Origin of the sequence: Tersicoccus mangrovi (genome assembly GCF_036881825.1) — a bacterium.
Classification (GTDB): Bacteria; Actinomycetota; Actinomycetes; order Actinomycetales; family Micrococcaceae; genus Tersicoccus; species Tersicoccus mangrovi.
Genome location: NZ_JBAJMW010000001.1, coordinates 695,209 through 710,350, shown reverse-complemented (window position 1 = coordinate 710,350; position 15,142 = coordinate 695,209). Strand labels below are relative to the sequence as shown.

General features: G+C 72.8%; 15 protein-coding genes. 5 read left to right on the top strand and 10 right to left on the bottom strand.

Features of this window, described 5'->3' with window-relative positions; all coding sequences use genetic code 11:
* Window positions 1–36: 36 nt before the first annotated feature.
* From V6N00_RS03490 to V6N00_RS03470, 5 genes are all read right to left on the bottom strand, one after another.
* Window positions 37–1,155 carry an alcohol dehydrogenase catalytic domain-containing protein gene (locus V6N00_RS03490; RefSeq protein ID WP_334230656.1) on the bottom strand — a complete coding sequence of 373 codons (1,119 nt, stop codon included), beginning with the start codon at window positions 1,153–1,155 and terminating at the stop codon, window positions 37–39.
* Between the two features lie 28 nt (window positions 1,156–1,183).
* Entirely contained in the window at window positions 1,184–2,041 is an 858-nt protein-coding gene (locus V6N00_RS03485; protein ID WP_334230655.1) for an ABC transporter ATP-binding protein, read from the bottom strand.
* Complete coding sequence (locus V6N00_RS03480; protein WP_334230654.1) at window positions 2,038–2,841, bottom strand: ABC transporter ATP-binding protein; 804 nt, start codon at window positions 2,839–2,841, stop codon at window positions 2,038–2,040. The genes V6N00_RS03485 and V6N00_RS03480 overlap by 4 nt, the downstream gene beginning before the upstream one ends.
* A gap of 159 nt (window positions 2,842–3,000) precedes the next feature.
* Window positions 3,001–3,930, bottom strand: a complete 930-nt coding sequence (locus V6N00_RS03475; RefSeq protein WP_334230653.1) for an ABC transporter permease — start codon at window positions 3,928–3,930, stop codon at window positions 3,001–3,003.
* Window positions 3,927–4,880 carry an ABC transporter permease gene (locus tag V6N00_RS03470; RefSeq protein WP_334230652.1) on the bottom strand — a complete coding sequence of 318 codons (954 nt, stop codon included), beginning with the start codon at window positions 4,878–4,880 and terminating at the stop codon, window positions 3,927–3,929. The genes V6N00_RS03475 and V6N00_RS03470 overlap by 4 nt, the downstream gene beginning before the upstream one ends.
* Window positions 4,881–4,987: 107 nt before the next feature.
* On the opposite strand from V6N00_RS03470, the gene V6N00_RS03465 reads away from it, so the two are divergent.
* Window positions 4,988–5,296, top strand: coding sequence for a hypothetical protein (locus V6N00_RS03465; protein WP_334230651.1), 309 nt, complete (start codon window positions 4,988–4,990; stop codon window positions 5,294–5,296).
* Window positions 5,297–5,323: 27 nt separating this feature from the next.
* On the opposite strand, the gene V6N00_RS03460 is transcribed toward V6N00_RS03465, so the two are convergent.
* Both V6N00_RS03460 and V6N00_RS03455 read right to left on the bottom strand, forming a co-directional pair.
* A complete protein-coding gene (locus V6N00_RS03460) occupies window positions 5,324–6,928 on the bottom strand; it encodes an ABC transporter substrate-binding protein (RefSeq protein ID WP_334230650.1) in 1,605 nt (534 codons plus the stop codon).
* A 143-nt stretch (window positions 6,929–7,071) separates the two neighbouring features.
* Window positions 7,072–8,202 (bottom strand): alpha/beta fold hydrolase, encoded by a 1,131-nt coding sequence (locus V6N00_RS03455; RefSeq protein WP_334230649.1) that lies wholly within the window; start codon window positions 8,200–8,202, stop codon window positions 7,072–7,074.
* A 160-nt stretch (window positions 8,203–8,362) separates the two neighbouring features.
* Here V6N00_RS03455 and V6N00_RS03450 point away from each other — a divergent pair, with 160 nt between their 5' ends.
* From V6N00_RS03450 to V6N00_RS03440, 3 genes are all read left to right on the top strand, one after another.
* A complete protein-coding gene (locus tag V6N00_RS03450; RefSeq protein ID WP_334230648.1) occupies window positions 8,363–9,718 on the top strand; it encodes an MATE family efflux transporter in 1,356 nt (451 codons plus the stop codon).
* A 53-nt stretch (window positions 9,719–9,771) separates the two neighbouring features.
* A complete protein-coding gene (locus V6N00_RS03445; RefSeq protein ID WP_334230647.1) occupies window positions 9,772–10,323 on the top strand; it encodes a hypothetical protein in 552 nt (183 codons plus the stop codon).
* 71 nt (window positions 10,324–10,394) lie between these two features.
* Window positions 10,395–10,760, top strand: coding sequence for a hypothetical protein (locus tag V6N00_RS03440; protein ID WP_334230646.1), 366 nt, complete (start codon window positions 10,395–10,397; stop codon window positions 10,758–10,760).
* 125 nt (window positions 10,761–10,885) lie between these two features.
* On the opposite strand, the gene V6N00_RS03435 is transcribed toward V6N00_RS03440, so the two are convergent.
* The 3 genes from V6N00_RS03435 to V6N00_RS03425 form a co-directional block, all read right to left on the bottom strand.
* Window positions 10,886–12,019, bottom strand: coding sequence for an endo-1,4-beta-xylanase (locus V6N00_RS03435; RefSeq protein ID WP_334230645.1), 1,134 nt, complete (start codon window positions 12,017–12,019; stop codon window positions 10,886–10,888).
* A gap of 273 nt (window positions 12,020–12,292) precedes the next feature.
* A complete protein-coding gene (locus tag V6N00_RS03430) occupies window positions 12,293–13,375 on the bottom strand; it encodes a LacI family DNA-binding transcriptional regulator (RefSeq protein WP_334230644.1) in 1,083 nt (360 codons plus the stop codon).
* A 139-nt stretch (window positions 13,376–13,514) separates the two neighbouring features.
* Entirely contained in the window at window positions 13,515–14,063 is a 549-nt protein-coding gene (locus V6N00_RS03425; protein ID WP_334230643.1) for a CGNR zinc finger domain-containing protein, read from the bottom strand.
* 80 nt (window positions 14,064–14,143) lie between these two features.
* Here V6N00_RS03425 and V6N00_RS03420 point away from each other — a divergent pair, with 80 nt between their 5' ends.
* Complete coding sequence (locus tag V6N00_RS03420) at window positions 14,144–15,142, top strand: EamA family transporter (RefSeq protein ID WP_334230642.1); 999 nt, start codon at window positions 14,144–14,146, stop codon at window positions 15,140–15,142.

Genomic DNA, 15,142 nt, shown 5'->3' with positions numbered 1-15,142 from the left:
CGTTGTCGTGGCTCCCTGATCCAGCGGCTCAGCGGCTCAGTCGCCGAACCGGATGATCTGCCGCACCGCCCGCCCGTCGGCCAGCTCGTCCATGGCCGTGTTGAGGTCCTCGAGGCCGATGGTCGACGAGACGAGCTCCTCGACGGGCAGCCGGCCTTCCCGCCACATGGCCTCGTACGTGGGGATGTCCCGCGCAGGCACGGCGGAGCCGAGGTAGGAGCCGATGATGGTGCGGGCTCCGGCGGTGATGCCGAGCGGGGCGATGCTCGCCCGCGCGTCCGGCGAGGGGAGGCCGACGGTGACGAGGGTGCCGCCGGGCGCGGTGGCCGTCACTGCCGTCTCGAACGCGCGCGGGTGGCCGGCGGCCTCGATGACGACGGGCGCCGTGACGCCCTGCTCGGCGATCTCCGCGGGGCTGTAGGCCGCGCCGGCGCCGAGCTCGCGGGCCCGGTCCAGCTTGTCGGGGTTCGCGTCGACGCCGATCACGGTGCCGCGACCGGACGCGGTGACCGAGAGGGCGACCAGCAGCGCGGCCATCCCGACGCCGCCGAGCCCGACGACCATGACGTCGTCGTCCGGCCCGGGCCTGCCCGCGTTGAGCACCGCGCCGCCGCCGGTGAGCACGGCACAGCCGAGCACGGCGGCGACCTCGGGCGGCACGTCGTCGCCGACCGGCACGACGGAGGCGCGGTGCAGGACGGCGTGGGTCGCGAAACCGGAGACACCGAGGTGGTGGTGCACGGGCTGCCCGTCGCGGTGCAGCCGCCGCCCGCCGCCGAGCAGTTCGCCGGCCTCGTTCGCGGCGGAGCCGTTCGTGCAGGGCAGCCGGCCCCCGGTGCGGCAGGCGGCGCACTCCTCGCACCGCGGCAGGAAGACGGTGACGACGCGCTGCCCGACGAGCAGGTCCGTGACGCCGTCCCCGACCTGCTCGACGATGCCGGCGGCCTCGTGGCCGAGCAGCATCGGCGTCGGGCGGACCCGGTTGCCGTCGACGACGGAGAGATCCGAGTGGCACACGCCGGCGGCCTCGATCCGCACGAGCACCTCGTCCGCGCCGGGGGCGTCGAGGTCGAGCTCGCCGATGGTCAGCGGCCGGCTGGACGCGAAGGGCCGCTCACGGCCGGTGGACTCGAGCACGGCTCCGGTGATGCGCATGCTGCCCACCCTAGGGGCGACGTGGCCCCTACAGGCGGGGAACCGCCGCCAGGAGGTCCCGCGTGTAGCCGGCCCGCGGGTGCGCGAGCACCTCAGCCGTCGCGCCGGACTCCACCGCGCGGCCGTCCTTGAGCACGAGCACCTGGTCGCACAGGTGGGCGACGACCCCGATGTCGTGCGAGACGAGGACGAGCGTGAGGCCGAGCTCGGCGCGCAGCCCCTGCAGCAGGTCGAGGATCTGGGCGCGGACGGTGACGTCCAGGGCGCTGAGCGGTTCGTCGCCGACGAGCAGGCGGGGCCGGTGCACGAGCGCCCGGGCGAGGGCGATGCGCTGCCGCTGCCCGCCCGAGAATTCGTGCGGGTAGCGGTCCACCATGTCCGGCTCTAGCCCGACGGCGGTGAGCACGCGGGCGACGGCGTCCGCCTCACCGGCGGATCCCGCGTCGGAGCCGGCACCACCCGCCAGCCCGAGGGCATGCAGCGGCTCCGCGACGATCCGGCCGACGTCCATGCGCGGGTCCAGCGACGCGTACGGGTCCTGGAAGACGATGCCGGTCTGCCGCCGCAGCCACCGCAGGTCCGCGCCGCGACCGCGCCGCACGGGACGGCCGTCGACGGTCACCGTGCCGCGCGTGGGGGTGTCCAGGCCCAGCAGCAGGCGGACCAGGGTCGTCTTGCCCGAGCCCGACTCGCCGATCACCCCGAGCGACGCCCCCTCGGCCAGGTCGAGGTCGACCTCGTGCAGTGCGGTGCGCACGGGCCGCGGCCCGGTCAGCCGTTCCCGGCGCAGCGTGTGGTCCCGGCCGAGGCCGCGGGCGGTGACGAGGGGCGCAGTGCTGCCCGCGTCCTCGTACCGGTCGCCGTCGTGCGGGAGAGCCGTGCTCATCGCGTCACCTCCGTGCCGGGCTCGCCCGGCGTCAGCCCGGTCGCCCGCGCCGCCGAGACGAGACCGCGCGTCACCGGGTGTTCCGGGGCGTCGACGACCCGCGCCGTCGGGCCGGCCTCGATGATCCGTCCACCGGCCATGACGACGACGTCGGTGCAGACGCGGGCGAGCACCGCGAGGTTGTGGGTGATGAAGACGAGGCCGGACGACTGCTCGGCGACGAGCCGGTCGAACAGGTCGAGGATGGCCGCCTGCACGGTCACGTCGAGCGCCGTCGTCGGCTCGTCCGCGATCAACAGCCCCGGGTTGCAGGCGACGGCGATCGCGATGCCGACCCGCTGGCGCTGCCCGCCCGAGAGCTCGTGCGGGTACCGGTCGACGATCCGCTCCGGCTCGGGCAGGCCGACGCGGGTGGCGAGGTCGACGGCGGCCTGCCGCGACTGGCGCCGGTCGAGCCGGTAGTGCAGCCGCAGCGGCTCGGACATCTGCCGGCCGATGCGGCGCAGCGGGTTGAGCGCGGTGCGCGGCTCCTGGAAGACCATGCCGATCGCGTCGCCGCGGATCTGCGCGAGCTCGCGCTCGCTCGCACCGAGCAACTCCCGCCCGTCCAGGGTCACCGAGCCGGTGGCCGTCGCGGCGGCCGGCAGCAGCCCGGTGAGCGCCAGGGCGGTGAGCGTCTTGCCGGAGCCGGACTCGCCGATGATGCCGAGCCGACCGCCGTCGGGCACGGTGAACGAGACGCCGTCGACGACGGCGCGCCCGTCGATGGTCACGGTCAGGTCGGAGACGGTCAGGGTCATCGCTGCCCCCTCGACTCGATCGCGCGGACAGACGCCGACGCGCACGTCCACTGGTCACACGATGCCGCTTTCCCGGCCGATCGGGGCCGAGAACCGTCATCTATCGACCAGTGGATGGAGAGGTGGACGGAGAAGTCGGAGGAGCGGAACGTCATCGCCTCACGCCCCCAGACTCAGGGCGCCGGCGGACTCCGCGCCACGGCGGCGTCCGGAGCGGGACGAGCCGAGCGTGGGGTCGCTGGCCTCGCGCAGGGCGTCGCCGAGCAGGTTGAGTGCCAGCACCGTGACGGCGATCGCCGCGCCGGGCCAGAACGCGGCCAGCGGGTGGGTCGTGACGTGGTCCTGCATCTCGGCGAGCATGCGGCCCCAGCTGATCACCGACGTCGGCGCCCCGTACCCGAGGTAGGAGAGCCCCGCCTCGGCCAGCTGGGACAGCGCCATCGTCAGGGACAGCTGCACGATGAACGCCGGCGCGATGTTCGGCAGGATGTGCCGGGCGAGGATCCGCCCCCGGGTCAGCCCGGCGGCCTCCGCGGCGAGCACGTAGTCGGCACCGGCGACGCCGCGGAACTCGCTGCGCAGCACCCGCGAGGCGCCCACGCCGTACCCGATGCCGACGGCGATGACGACGACGGCGAGCGACCCGCCGAACGTCGCCGCGAGCATCATCGCGATCAGCAGCGTCGGGAACGCGATGAGCACGTCGACGAGGATGGCGACCGGCTCCCGCACCCACCGCGCGGTCAGGGTGCTCAGCGCGCCGAACACGAGCCCGACGACGGCGGCCAGCGCCGCGGAGAACACGGCGACCTGCACCGCGACGCGGGACCCGACCATCACCCGGGAGAGGATGTCGCGGCCGATCTGATCGGTGCCGAACCAGTGCGCCGGGTTCGGGGCGTCCCACAGCCGGGACGAGGCCGCCATCGGGTCGTACGGCGTCCACACGAGGGAGACCAGCGCGGTGAGGACGATGACGGCGAGCACGACCAGCGCCCCGACCCCGACGGGCGAGCGCACTAGGCGGCGGACGGCGCCGGGACGACGACGTCGCCGTGCCGACGACGGCCCGGACGAGGCCGCGCTCACGCGACCACCTCCCGCTGCCGGGGGTCGATCAACCGGTGCACGACGTCGACCAGCGTCCCGACGGCCAGCACGAGGGCGGTCAGGATCAGGATCGTCGACTGCACCTTCGGCAGGTCCCGGTTGCCGACGTCGGCCACGAGCATCCGGCCCAGCCCCGGCAGGGCGAACAGCTGCTCGATGACGACGGCCCCGACGATCAGGCCCGCGACCTGCAGGCCGAGCACCGAGATGATGGAGAGCCCGACACTGGGCAGCCCGTGGGTCACGAGCGCCCGCGTGCGGGTCATGCCCTTGGCCGCGGCGGTGCGCACGTGGTCCTGGCCGAGCGCGGTGAGTGTCGCGGAGCGGACGAACCGCATCAGCACGGCGCCCTCGACGACGCCGATGGTCAGCGCCGGCAGCATGAGGGAGTGGAACGCCTGCCACGGCCGGGCCCAGCCGTCCAGCGGGAATCCCTGCGCCGGGAAGAGCCCGAGCCCGAGGGCGAGGACGGCGATGAACATCATCCCGGCCCACACGGCGGGCACGGCCGCGAACAGCTGGCCGACGACGCCGAGGATCCCGCCGTCGGGGTGGTGCCGCCGCACCGCCGCGACGACGCCGAGGGGCAGGGCGATGAGCAGCGCGATGAGCAGGCTCAGCACCGTCAACGGCACGGTGACCTGCATCTTCTGCGCCAGCTCGTCCGCGACGGGCACCCCGGTGAGCAGGGACCGGCCGAGGTCGGCGTGCAGGACCCCGCCGATCCAGTGCAGGTACTGCACCACGAGCGGCTCGTCGAGACCGAGGCCGGCGCGGATCGCGGCCAGCTGCTGCGGCGTCGCCGTCGTCCCGCCGATCACCTGCGCCACGTCCCCGGGCAGCACCCGCAGCGCCAGGAAGATCAGCACGCTCGTCACCCACAGGGCGACCAGCAGCAGCCCGAGGCGGGTGAGGAGGAAGCGGAGCACGGGTTCCAGTCTGGCAGGTCGCCGCCGGTGGCCGGACACGCACGGCCAGCCCGGGCGCGTGCCGCGCGACGGTGGTGCCGCCCGGAGCCAGCGGTCATCATGGAGGCATGGGAAAGCAGTATCGAGCGATCGCCGAGGCGAACAGCCGGAACCCGCAGGACTGGGGCCGTGCGATGGCGTGGGCCATGTCCGACCTGTCCACCCAGGCCCTCGCCGACGACAGTCACGAGCGCCTCTTCGGGAAGGACCTCGTGATGCGGGTCGACCCCACCGACGAGGGGGTCTCCATCAGCCTGTGCTGGGACGCGCCCGAGGGCGTCGAGCGGACCGACACCGGGGCCATCCCGATGGGAACGGGTCACGACCGTGACGACGACGTCGCCGACCCCGAGGAGGGCGCGGCCCACCCGACGTGATCGGGAGCGGGCCCGCCGGCGGAGCAGCTACTTCGTGAGGTAGACGCCGCCCAGGTTCAGGCGCGACGTCGTGGCGTCCGTCGGGAAGCCGTGCACCTTGTCCGAGACGGCGGTCAGCGCCTTGCCGCTGTAGAGCCACTTGGCGGGGGCATCCTCGGCCACGAGCCGGGCGGCCTGCTTCAGGTCGTCGCCGGCCTGCTGCTCGCTGACCGCCTGCTGCGCCTGCTGGTAGAGCGCGGTGACCTTCGGGTTGCGGTAGTTGAAGTAGTAGTCCGGGTTCGCGTAGTTCCCGAAGTCCCGGGCCTCGGCGTGGTTGACGAAGCTGAGGTCGTAGTTCTTGTTGGTGAACACGTCGGTCAGCCAGGTGGGGAACTCGACCTGCCGCACCTTGAGCGTGACGCCGACGGCGGCGAACTGGGAGACCAGCAGGTCCGAGACGGTCGTGCCGTACACGTTCGGGATGGTCAGCGTGAGGGTGAGCTTGCCGACGCCGGCCGCGGCGAGCAGCTTCTTCGCGTTGTCCGGGTTGTAGGCGTTGATCGAGGTCAGGTCCACGTAGCCGGGGTCGAGTTCCGGGATGGGGCTGCCGAGCTTGGTGCCGCCGCCGTTGATCGCCTTGATGATGGCGTCGGTGTCGATGGCCTGGCTGAGCGCCTGCCGCACCTCGAGCTTGTTCAGGGGAGCGCGGCCGCTGTTGTAGGCGAGCGTGTACTCGTCGTTGGTCCGGCCCTCGGCGATCGTGTACCCGCGGGCGCCGCGCACCTGGTCCAGCAGCGTCGGGTCCAGGGCGGTCTGCACGTCGACGGAGCCGGAGAGCACGGCGTTGTTGGCCGAGGCTGCCTGCGGCAGGTAGGTGAAGTCGACGCCGGCGAGCCTGGCCTTCTCGCCCCAGTAGCCGTCGTAGCGCTTCAGGGAGAGGGTCGAGCCCTGCTTCCAGGAGGCGAGCCGGAAGGGGCCGGTGCCGATGGCGGTCGAGGCGAGGTCGTTGCCCGCGCCCTGCTTGAGCACGAGGCCCGCGCGTCCGGCGAGGGCGAACATGAGGTTCGAGTCCGGGTGGCTCAGGGTCAGCCGGATGGTGGTTCCGTCGGCGGTGATGGACCGCACCGCGGCGAGGTCGGCGTGGTTGGCCAGGCTCGCGTCGTTCTTGACCTGGGTGAGGGAGGCGACGACGTCCTGCGGCGTCAGGGCCGCGCCGTTGTGGAAGGTGACGCCGTCCCGGAGGGTGAAGGTGTAGGTCTTCCCGTCGGCCGAGACCTCGTGGTGGGAAGCGAGGGCGTCGCGGTACTGACCGTCGGCGGTGCGGGAGACGAGGCCCTGGTAGACGTTGTCGATGAGGGCCTGGTCGAGCGCCACCCCGGCCGTCCTGCGGATGTTCAGGTTCGTCGGTTCGAGCCGGAGGCCGAGGCGCAGCGTCGCGCTGGTGTCGGCGTCGCCGGTGCCCGCGGACGACGAGGCGGTGGGCCGGCCGTTGAGATTGCTGATCACCGCGATGGCCCCGACGACCAGGGCGAGGACGATGACGCCGATGATGATCGGCAGAACCGGGCCGCGCCGGCGACGCCGCTCGAATCCGACGCGCGAGGGGGATCCGGGCGACGGTGTGCCGGGGGCGGGCGTGCGGGGGTCAGACATGGGGTCCTCATCGTTGAAGCAGGTGGGCAGCGAACGGAAGCTTGACCCGTCAAGCGAAGAAGTCTAGACGCCCGGACGGTCCTCGGCGTGAGGGGTTGGTCACACCGACCTCGGACGGGCCCGGAACAGGATTCAGCCGGGGCTCAGGCCGGTGAGGGCCGCTCGCCGAAGGCGCGGATCAGGTCGGCGAGCGCGGCGGGGGAGTCCTCCTGGACGTTGTGGCCGGAGTCGAGGTCCACGACGTCGTCGCCCGGTGCCCGGCGCAGGAACTCGGCCACCTGCGCGGTGTCGACCACGCCCTGCCGGCCGCGGATCAGCAGCACGGGGATGGTCAGGGACGTCAGGGGCTCCCACAGGGCGGACGTGTCCCGTCCGGCGGCCATCGCGACCTCGGGGTCGAGGTGGGCGAGGTGATGCTTGAACTCGTACTGCCCGTCGTCGCGTCTGCGGGTGTTCAGGGTGACGCCGCGGGTGAGCGCGCCCCGGTCCGGTCCGTAGCCGAACGCGAGGGCGCGGTCGATGATCTGGTCGCGGCTCGGGTACTGGCGCTGCCCCGTCATGAACTCGCGGATCTGGGCGAGCGTCGGCTTGCCCGGGGTGGCCGTCGGTTCCTCGCCGCCCGGGTCGGTGGCCGGCGCCCCGGCGGCGACGGGGGTGGATGCGGCGGGCGTGGACGGGGCGCGTTCGGTCGACGCCGTCTCGCCCGCGTTCTCGCCGACCGTGCCGACCGTGCCGTCCCCCGGGGCGTCGTCGGTCGGCAGCGTCGGCACGATGTCGACGAGGATCAGGTGGGAGACGAGCTCGGGGTGCTCGGCGGCCAGCACGATGCCAGTCAGCCCGCCGAGCGACTGGCCCACGATCACCTGGGGACCGGCGCCGAGCCCGGCCAGCACGTCCGCGACCGCCTCGGCGTTGCGGGCCGGGCCGTAGTCGGCGTCCTCGCGCCACGTCGAGTCCCCGTGGCCGGGCAGGTCGATGGCGAGGGTCCCGACGTTCAGGCACAGCACCGTCGGGTCCCAGGTGTGCGCGTTCAGGCCGGCGCCGTGCAGCAGCGTCACCTGCGGCGGGTGCGAGCCCCACTCGATCGCGGAGACCACCGCTCCGTCCTCGCGGGTGACGCCGACCCGTCGGTGTGCGGGCAGCGCCGAGCCGATGCCGACCCGGTCGGCGTCCTCGGGCAGGAAGGAGAACTCGTCCGGCTCGGCGGGCCGGTCGGTGTTCTCACCGGCGCCCTCGGCGGACCCGTGCTCGGTGGACGCGTGCGGATCGGTCATGGTGCTCCCTCGACGGACGGCCCTGTCACTTCCCATCCTGCCGCACGGTCGCCGCCGGTCCGCGGCTCGGTGGCGGATCGCTCGGCACGGCGGTAGATCATCGCCGTCACGCGGCGTTCCCGGGTCCGGTCCCGTCGGTGCCGGTGTCTAGGCTCGAGAGGTGAGGACGACTCCACGCCGGACGGTGACGCAGCCCGCGATCTCCGGCGTCAACCGGCGGATCCTCGCGCTCGCGGTGCCCGCGCTCGGGGCGCTCGTCGCCGAACCGCTCTTCCTGCTCGCCGACTCGGCCGTCATCGGCCACCTCGGCGTCGACCAGCTGGCCGGCGTCGGGCTGGCCGCGACCGTCGTGCAGACCGCGGTGGGGCTCATGGTGTTCCTCGCGTACTCGACGACGGCGGCCGTCGCGCGCCGGATCGGAGCCGGGGACCGGGCGACGGCGCTCGCGATGGGCCGCGACGGCATGTGGCTCGGCGTTGCCCTCGGCGTGGTGCTGGCCGTCGTCGGCTGGTTCACGGCCGGCCCGATCGTCCGTGCGCTCGGGGCGGACGGCGCCGTCGCCGGCTTCGCGACCGACTTCCTGCGCTTCAGCATGCCCGGGCTGATCGCGATGCTGCTCGTGCTCGCCGCGACCGGTGTGCTCCGCGGCCTCCAGGACACCCGCACCCCCCTCGTCGTCGCCGTCGGCGGCTTCGGCCTGAACATCGTGCTCGAACTGGCGCTCGTGTACGGCGCCGGCTGGTCCGTGGCGGGCGCCGCGATCGGCACGTCGGTGGCCCAGTGGGCGATGGCGCTCGTCTACCTGGTGATCCTCGGCCGGGCCTTCGCGGTACAGCACCTGAGCCTGCGCCCGTCGGTCGCCGGCGTCGTCGCCGCCTCCCGCGTCGGCTCCTGGCTGATGCTGCGCACGCTGAGCCTGCGCGTCGCTATCCTCACCACCGTGGTCGTGGCGACGGCGCAGGGGCCGGTGAACCTCGCCGCGCACCAGCTGACGATGACCATGTTCAACGCGCTGGCCATGGTGCTGGACGCGCTCGCCATCGCCGGCCAGGCTCTGATCGGCAAGGAACTCGGCGGGGCGAACCTGCCGCTGGTGCGGGCCCTGACCCGGCGGATGATCGTCTGGGGCGTGGGGTTCGGCGTCATCACGGGGGTGGTCCTCGCCGTCGCCGCGCCCTGGTTGGGGCTGCTGTTCACGGGGGACGTCGCCGTGCGCGGGGCGTTCACGGTGGCGGTCCTGGTGCTGGCCGCGGGGCAGCCGGTGTGTGGCCTCGTGTTCGTGCTCGACGGCATCCTCATCGGTGCGGGGGATGCCCGCTACCTCGCCCTGACCGGGCTCGTGAACCTGGCCACGTACCTGCCGCTGCTCGCCTGGGTGCACGTCGGTGGGGCGCAGGGCGTGGCCGCGCTGGCCTGGCTGTGGGCGGCGTTCGGCATCGGGTACCTCGCCTCCCGCGCGATCACGCTGAGCCTGCGCGCCCGGACGGGGGCCTGGATGGTGACCGGCGCGCTCTGAGGACCGCCCGGACGGGCCAAGGACCGGCGGGACGCCGCACTAGACTGGACGGGATGTCTTCCTCCGTCCACGGGCCCCGCCATCTGAGCCGCGCCTGGCCGCTGCTGCTCGTGCGCGGCGTCGTGTGCGCCGCCTTCGGGTTGACCACCGCGTTCTGGGCGACTCCCGGCGACACCGCGATGCGCCTGATGATCGCCGCCTACATGCTGCTGCTCGGCGTCGTGAACTGGCGGCTCTCGGTCACCGTGCAGGACCGGCGGGTGCTCTCCTACGCCCTGACCATCGCGATCTTCGGGCTCATCGTGCTCGTCGCGCCGAGCCGGGCGATGCTCGCGTTGGTCGCCGCCCTCGGGTTCACCCTCTTCGGGCTGATGGAGGCGACCGTGGCGTGGATGTCCCGCCGCGCCCACCCTGTCGTGCGCGACGGCGCCATCATCGGTGTCGCGATGGCCGGCTCCGGCATCATCCTGCCGCTCGTGCAGGATCTGGGCCCCCACGGCATGCTCGGCGTCCTCGGCGGCGGCGCCATCATCAGCGCCGTCATCATGCTCATCGGGGCCCTGACCGTCCGGCACGAGGCGGCCTCCGGGTCATTGCCCGCCTGACGACGACGTAGACTGGGAGTACCGGGCCGCCCGCACCACTGGCGGCCCGTTGTCGTGAAGGAGGAGTGCCCGTGCCGCAGGACCGGCAGCGGTCGACGCGAGGAATCAAGGCCACCGTCAAGGCGCCCCTGATCTTCTCCGCGGTGCTGGCCGCCGTGACCTTCGTGGTCGTTCTCTTCGCGGCCTCGGGCGGGACCGCCAATCAGATGCGCTTCGACACGGCGTCCGTCGCCGCGGCCATCGCGTTCATCGTCTCGCTCGTCGTCGCTGCGATGCTGATGATGATCGAGAAGCCCAACGCCGATCACCTCGGCAAGGGCAGCGGCATCAACCGGGTCTCCTCCCGCATCCCCGGTGGCGCCGCGAAGGCCCCCACCGACCCCCATCACGTCGAGGACCCGGAGTACGGCCAGCGCCACGCGGCCGACGACGACTGATCCCTCCAGCCGTCCGGCTCGGCACGCCGCGAGAGCCCGCCGGGACGGCGAGGAGCCGGCAAGGATGTCGCCACCCTCACCGGCCCCCCGGGTACACGACCGCCCGTGACGGGCCGCCGCCGGACTCAGCTGCGGCCGGCGCCGATCCCCGTGCGGTGCGGAGCTCCCGAGCCGAGCGCGAGCGCCTGCTGGAGCGCGAAGTACTGGGCCTTCGGCTGGAAGGCAGCGTCGTAGATGGTGGCCGCACCCTCGCCCGCGAACACCCCCGGGACCCACGAGTCGCCGTCGTCGAAGCCCCACACGGTATACGAGATGCACCGCTTGACCGCCATGCAGGCCTGCAGGGTCTGGGTATACCCGGCCACCTGGGCGGACTGCTCGGTCGGGGTGACGGGCAGCGGGGTCCGCACGTCGACCTCGGTCTCCGCGACGTCGAGGCCCAGGGCGGCGAAGCGCTGCAGGTTGGCCTGCAGGTCCGGAAGCGGGTACTGCGTGTCCAGGTGCGTCTGGAAGCCGACGCCGTCGATCGGAACCCCCTGCGCCTGCAGGTTCTTCACCATGGCGTAGACCGCATTGCTCTTGGGCCCGGTGTACTCGATGTTGTAGTCGTTGTAGAAGAGCTTGGCCTTCGGGTCGGCCTGGTGCGCCCAGCGGAAGGCGTCCGCGATGTACCCGGGGCCCAGCTTCTGCAGCCAGATGCTGTCGCGCAGGGTGCCGTCGTCGTTGAACGCCTCGTTCACCACGTCCCACTGCCAGATCCTGCCCTTGAAGTGCGTGACCTCGTCGGTGACGTGCTGGCGGAGCACGGCCCGCAGCTGGTCGGCGCTCATCTGGGGGGCGGCGGCGGTGAGCCAGCCGGGCAGCTGGCTGTGCCAGACGAGCGTGTGACCACGCACGAGCTGGTGGTTCGCCTGCGCGAAGGAGACGAGCCGGTCGGCGGCACTCCAGTCGTAGGTGCCCCGGGTCGGTTCCACCACCTCCCATTTCATGACGTTCTCCGGCGTCACCGTGGAGAACTGGGACGCGGTGATGGAGCGGTAGGTCGGGTTGTTCGCGAGCTGATCCGTGTTGACGGCGGTACCGATGCGCAGGCCGATGCCGGAGGCGAGCGAGCGCAGGGAATCGGAGTGGTGTGACGCCGCTGCGGCGTTCGACGGCGCGGGTGCCGGCGTCGCGGGTGCCGCCGTGGCGGCGGTGGGGGCGACGAGAACGGCGCTCAGGCCGAGGACGCCGGCGAGCAGGGGACGGTGCAAAGCCATGGATACTCCTGGGTGCGATGGGGTACTGCACGGGGATCTGCCGGCTGATTCCAGCGCGCGGCCGTCGTGGCCGCTCCGGCGTCCGTTCTGCGCCGTCCGGAAGAGGAGCGACGCATCGGTGTCCCGGATCGAGTCGACCGGGAGACACGGCGTGAAGGCGATGAGATCGAAAAGAGAGCGCTCTCTTTTCTGGGTCAAGTGTGGCAAGTGACTCAGGTCACGTCAAGATGTCGCCTTCTGCGCGGTGCCCGTCGAGCCGCCCGGCGACGACGGTCAGGTCGTGGGCAGGTCCGACGGCGTCACCGAGCAACGGCGGGTCAGTTCAGGCGCGATGACCCGGCTGACCGGGCGGGATCCCGGAGAGGCGAGCAGCTCCAGCAGGGCCTCGACCATCATCGATCCCATCTGCTCCAGCGGCTGGCGGACCGAGCTGAGGGGCGGCTCGAGCGTCCCGGCCACGACGAGGTCGTCGTAGCCGACCACGGAGACGTCTTCGGGAACCTGCCGACCGGAGGCCCGGATGACGCGGAGCGCACCGACCGCCATGAGGTCCGAGGACACGAATACCGCGTCCAGGTCGGGGAAGCGCGTGAGCAGGGTGCCCATCGCCGCTTCGCCGCCCTCGACGGAGAAGTCGGCCCGGGCGATCGCGTCGTCGGCCAGCCCGTGCTCGCGGAGGACGTCCCGCCACCCGGCGGTGCGGTCGATCGCCACCCCGAGGTCGGTCGGACCGGCGATGTGCGCGATGCGTGCCCGGCCGGCGTCCACCAGCTCCTGCGCCGCGATCCGGCCGCCGGTGTAGTTGTCCACGTCGACGTAGGAGAACAGCTCCGGGTGCTGCGGCGGGCGGCCGAGGTAGACCACCGGGAGCGGGACGTCGCGCAGCTGCCCGGGCAGGTATGAGCTGTGGGCCTCGAGCACGACCATGGCGCCGTCCACGTGCCCAGCCTCCAGGTAGCGCCGCAGCCGGTCCTCGTCCTCGTCGGAGTCGGACGCGAGCAGCATCACCAGCTGTTTGGACGCCCGGGCGATGCCCGTCATGACGCCGCGCAGGGGCAGGGCGAAGAACGACTCGCTGCTGGCGGCGTTCATGGCGGAGAGGTCCGGCTCGGTCAGGATGAGGGCCACCGACCCCGTCCGTCCGCCGGCCAGCAGGCGGGCGGCGGTGTTGGGGCGATAGCCGAGGTCCTCGACGGCCTTCGCCACGGCGGCGGCCGCGGCGGGCTTGACCGACGACAGTCCGTTGATCGCGCGCGACGCGGTTGCGCGTGACACGCCGGCCGCTGTCGCGACGTCCTCCAGCGTCGGCGCCGTGGCCGCACCGGGACGCGTCGGCGACACCGGGGAGGACTCCATGCCCGCATCGTAGCCCGCCGTCCGGGCCGTCCGGCTCAGCCCACCGCGCCTGGCTCTCCGGCCGCCGCGCCTGGCTCTCCGGCCGCCGCGCCTGGCTACCCGGCCGCCGCGGCCTGGCTACCCGGCCGCCGCGGCCTGGCTACCCGGCCGCCGCGGCCTTCCGTGCCCGGTACGCGGCCACGTTCGCCCGGTTCCCGCAGTTGCCCACGTCGCAGTAGCGCTTGGACCGGTTCTTCGACAGGTCGACGAGCACGGCGTCGCAGTCCTCGGCCGCGCACACCTTCAATCGGTCGCGCTCGCCCGCACGGATGACGTCGACCAGCGCCATCGCCGTCTCCACCCCGACGCGTTTCGCCAACGGATCGGTCTGAGCGGTGGCGTGCAGGTGCCAGTCCCAGTGGTCGTGCTTGACCAGCTGCGGCAGGGCTCGGGCGTCGGCGAGCAGCGCGTTCACCGCCGTCACGAGGTCGTCCTCGGAGAGGGTCCACAGCTCGCGCACGCGTTCGCGCAGCGCCAGCATCTCGCCCAGCTCGGCCTCGCCCCCGGCGCGCACGCCCGAGTACTGCTCGCGGTCGAGGAAGGCGTCCAGGTCCGCGGGCGTGGTCATCGGATCGCCGCCCTCGACGGTGGTGTTGACCAGACGCGCGGCCGAGAGCAGCGACATCTCTGTGTCATGAGCAAAGACCATGTTGACTCCTGACGTCGCCTCGATCTACTGTCACGAGTGTAACGACTTTGACTCATGACAGCCCTGGAGGGAGGTGCGCCATGGCCTCCCAGCGTCCCCTGGCCGCCGGTCTGATCGCCGCACTCGTCTCCGCCGCCGTGTTCGCCACCTCCGGCAGCTTCGCCAAGGCGCTCCTGGACGCCGGGTGGACGCCGGGCGCCGCCGTCACCGTCCGCATCACGGGCGCCGCCCTCGTGCTCGCCGGCCCCGCGATCGTCATGCTGCGCGGCCGCTGGGGCGTGCTGCGCCGGTACGGGTCGATGATCTCCGTCTACGGGCTGGTCGCCATCGCGGGTTGCCAGCTGTGCTACTTCAACGCCGTGCAGTACATCTCGCCCGGCATCGCCCTGCTGCTCGAGTACCTCGCGCCGATCATGATCGTCGGACTCGTGTGGCTCCGCACCCGGATCCGCCCCGGCGCCCTGACCCTCGCCGGATGCGGCTTCGCCATCGGCGGTCTGCTGCTGGTCATCAACGTCTTCGCGGGCGTGTCCGTCCACCCGATCGGCATCCTGTGGGGCGTGGGCGCGGCCGTGTGCCTCGCGGTGTTCTTCCTGCTCGCGGCCCGGTCCACCGAGGACCTCCCGCCGCTCGTGATGGCGACGGCGTCGATGGTCGTGGCCGCGGTCGTACTCATCGCCTGCACGGTGTCCGGTGTGCTGCCGGCGCGCTTCGCGTTCACCGACGTCACGTTGGCCGGCGCGCGCATGTCCTGGCTGGTGCCGGTGATCGGCGTCATCCTCGTCTCCACCGCGGCCGCCTACGTCACCGGCATCATCGCGACCCGCGCTCTCGGCTCGACGATGGCGTCCTTCGTCGGCCTGACCGAGGTGATGTTCTCGATCCTCTTCGCATGGCTGCTCGTCGGGGCGACGCCGATGCCGATCCAGCTGGGAGGCGGGGTGCTCATCATCGTCGGCCTCGTCCTCGTGCGGGTCCAGGAGGCGCGGTCCGGCGGCACCCGGCAGCCCGCGCTCACCGACGTCGACCTGGCCGACCCGGCGACGGGCGCGCTCCCGGTGGTGCGTCAGCCCCAGTGA

Excerpts from the sequence above, each read along its gene's own strand:
- V6N00_RS03490 (WP_334230656.1), bottom strand. The coding sequence starts at position 1,155 with ATGCGCATCACCGGAGCCGTGCTCGAGTCCACCGGCCGTGAGCGGCCC.
- V6N00_RS03485 (WP_334230655.1), bottom strand. The coding sequence starts at position 2,041 with ATGAGCACGGCTCTCCCGCACGACGGCGACCGGTACGAGGACGCGGGC.
- V6N00_RS03480 (WP_334230654.1), bottom strand. The coding sequence starts at position 2,841 with ATGACCCTGACCGTCTCCGACCTGACCGTGACCATCGACGGGCGCGCC.
- V6N00_RS03465 (WP_334230651.1), top strand. The coding sequence starts at position 4,988 with ATGGGAAAGCAGTATCGAGCGATCGCCGAGGCGAACAGCCGGAACCCG.
- V6N00_RS03460 (WP_334230650.1), bottom strand. The coding sequence starts at position 6,928 with ATGTCTGACCCCCGCACGCCCGCCCCCGGCACACCGTCGCCCGGATCC.
- V6N00_RS03455 (WP_334230649.1), bottom strand. The coding sequence starts at position 8,202 with ATGACCGATCCGCACGCGTCCACCGAGCACGGGTCCGCCGAGGGCGCC.
- V6N00_RS03445 (WP_334230647.1), top strand. The coding sequence starts at position 9,772 with ATGTCTTCCTCCGTCCACGGGCCCCGCCATCTGAGCCGCGCCTGGCCG.
- V6N00_RS03435 (WP_334230645.1), bottom strand. The coding sequence starts at position 12,019 with ATGGCTTTGCACCGTCCCCTGCTCGCCGGCGTCCTCGGCCTGAGCGCC.
- V6N00_RS03430 (WP_334230644.1), bottom strand. The coding sequence starts at position 13,375 with ATGGAGTCCTCCCCGGTGTCGCCGACGCGTCCCGGTGCGGCCACGGCG.
- V6N00_RS03425 (WP_334230643.1), bottom strand. The coding sequence starts at position 14,063 with ATGGTCTTTGCTCATGACACAGAGATGTCGCTGCTCTCGGCCGCGCGT.
- V6N00_RS03420 (WP_334230642.1), top strand. The coding sequence starts at position 14,144 with ATGGCCTCCCAGCGTCCCCTGGCCGCCGGTCTGATCGCCGCACTCGTC.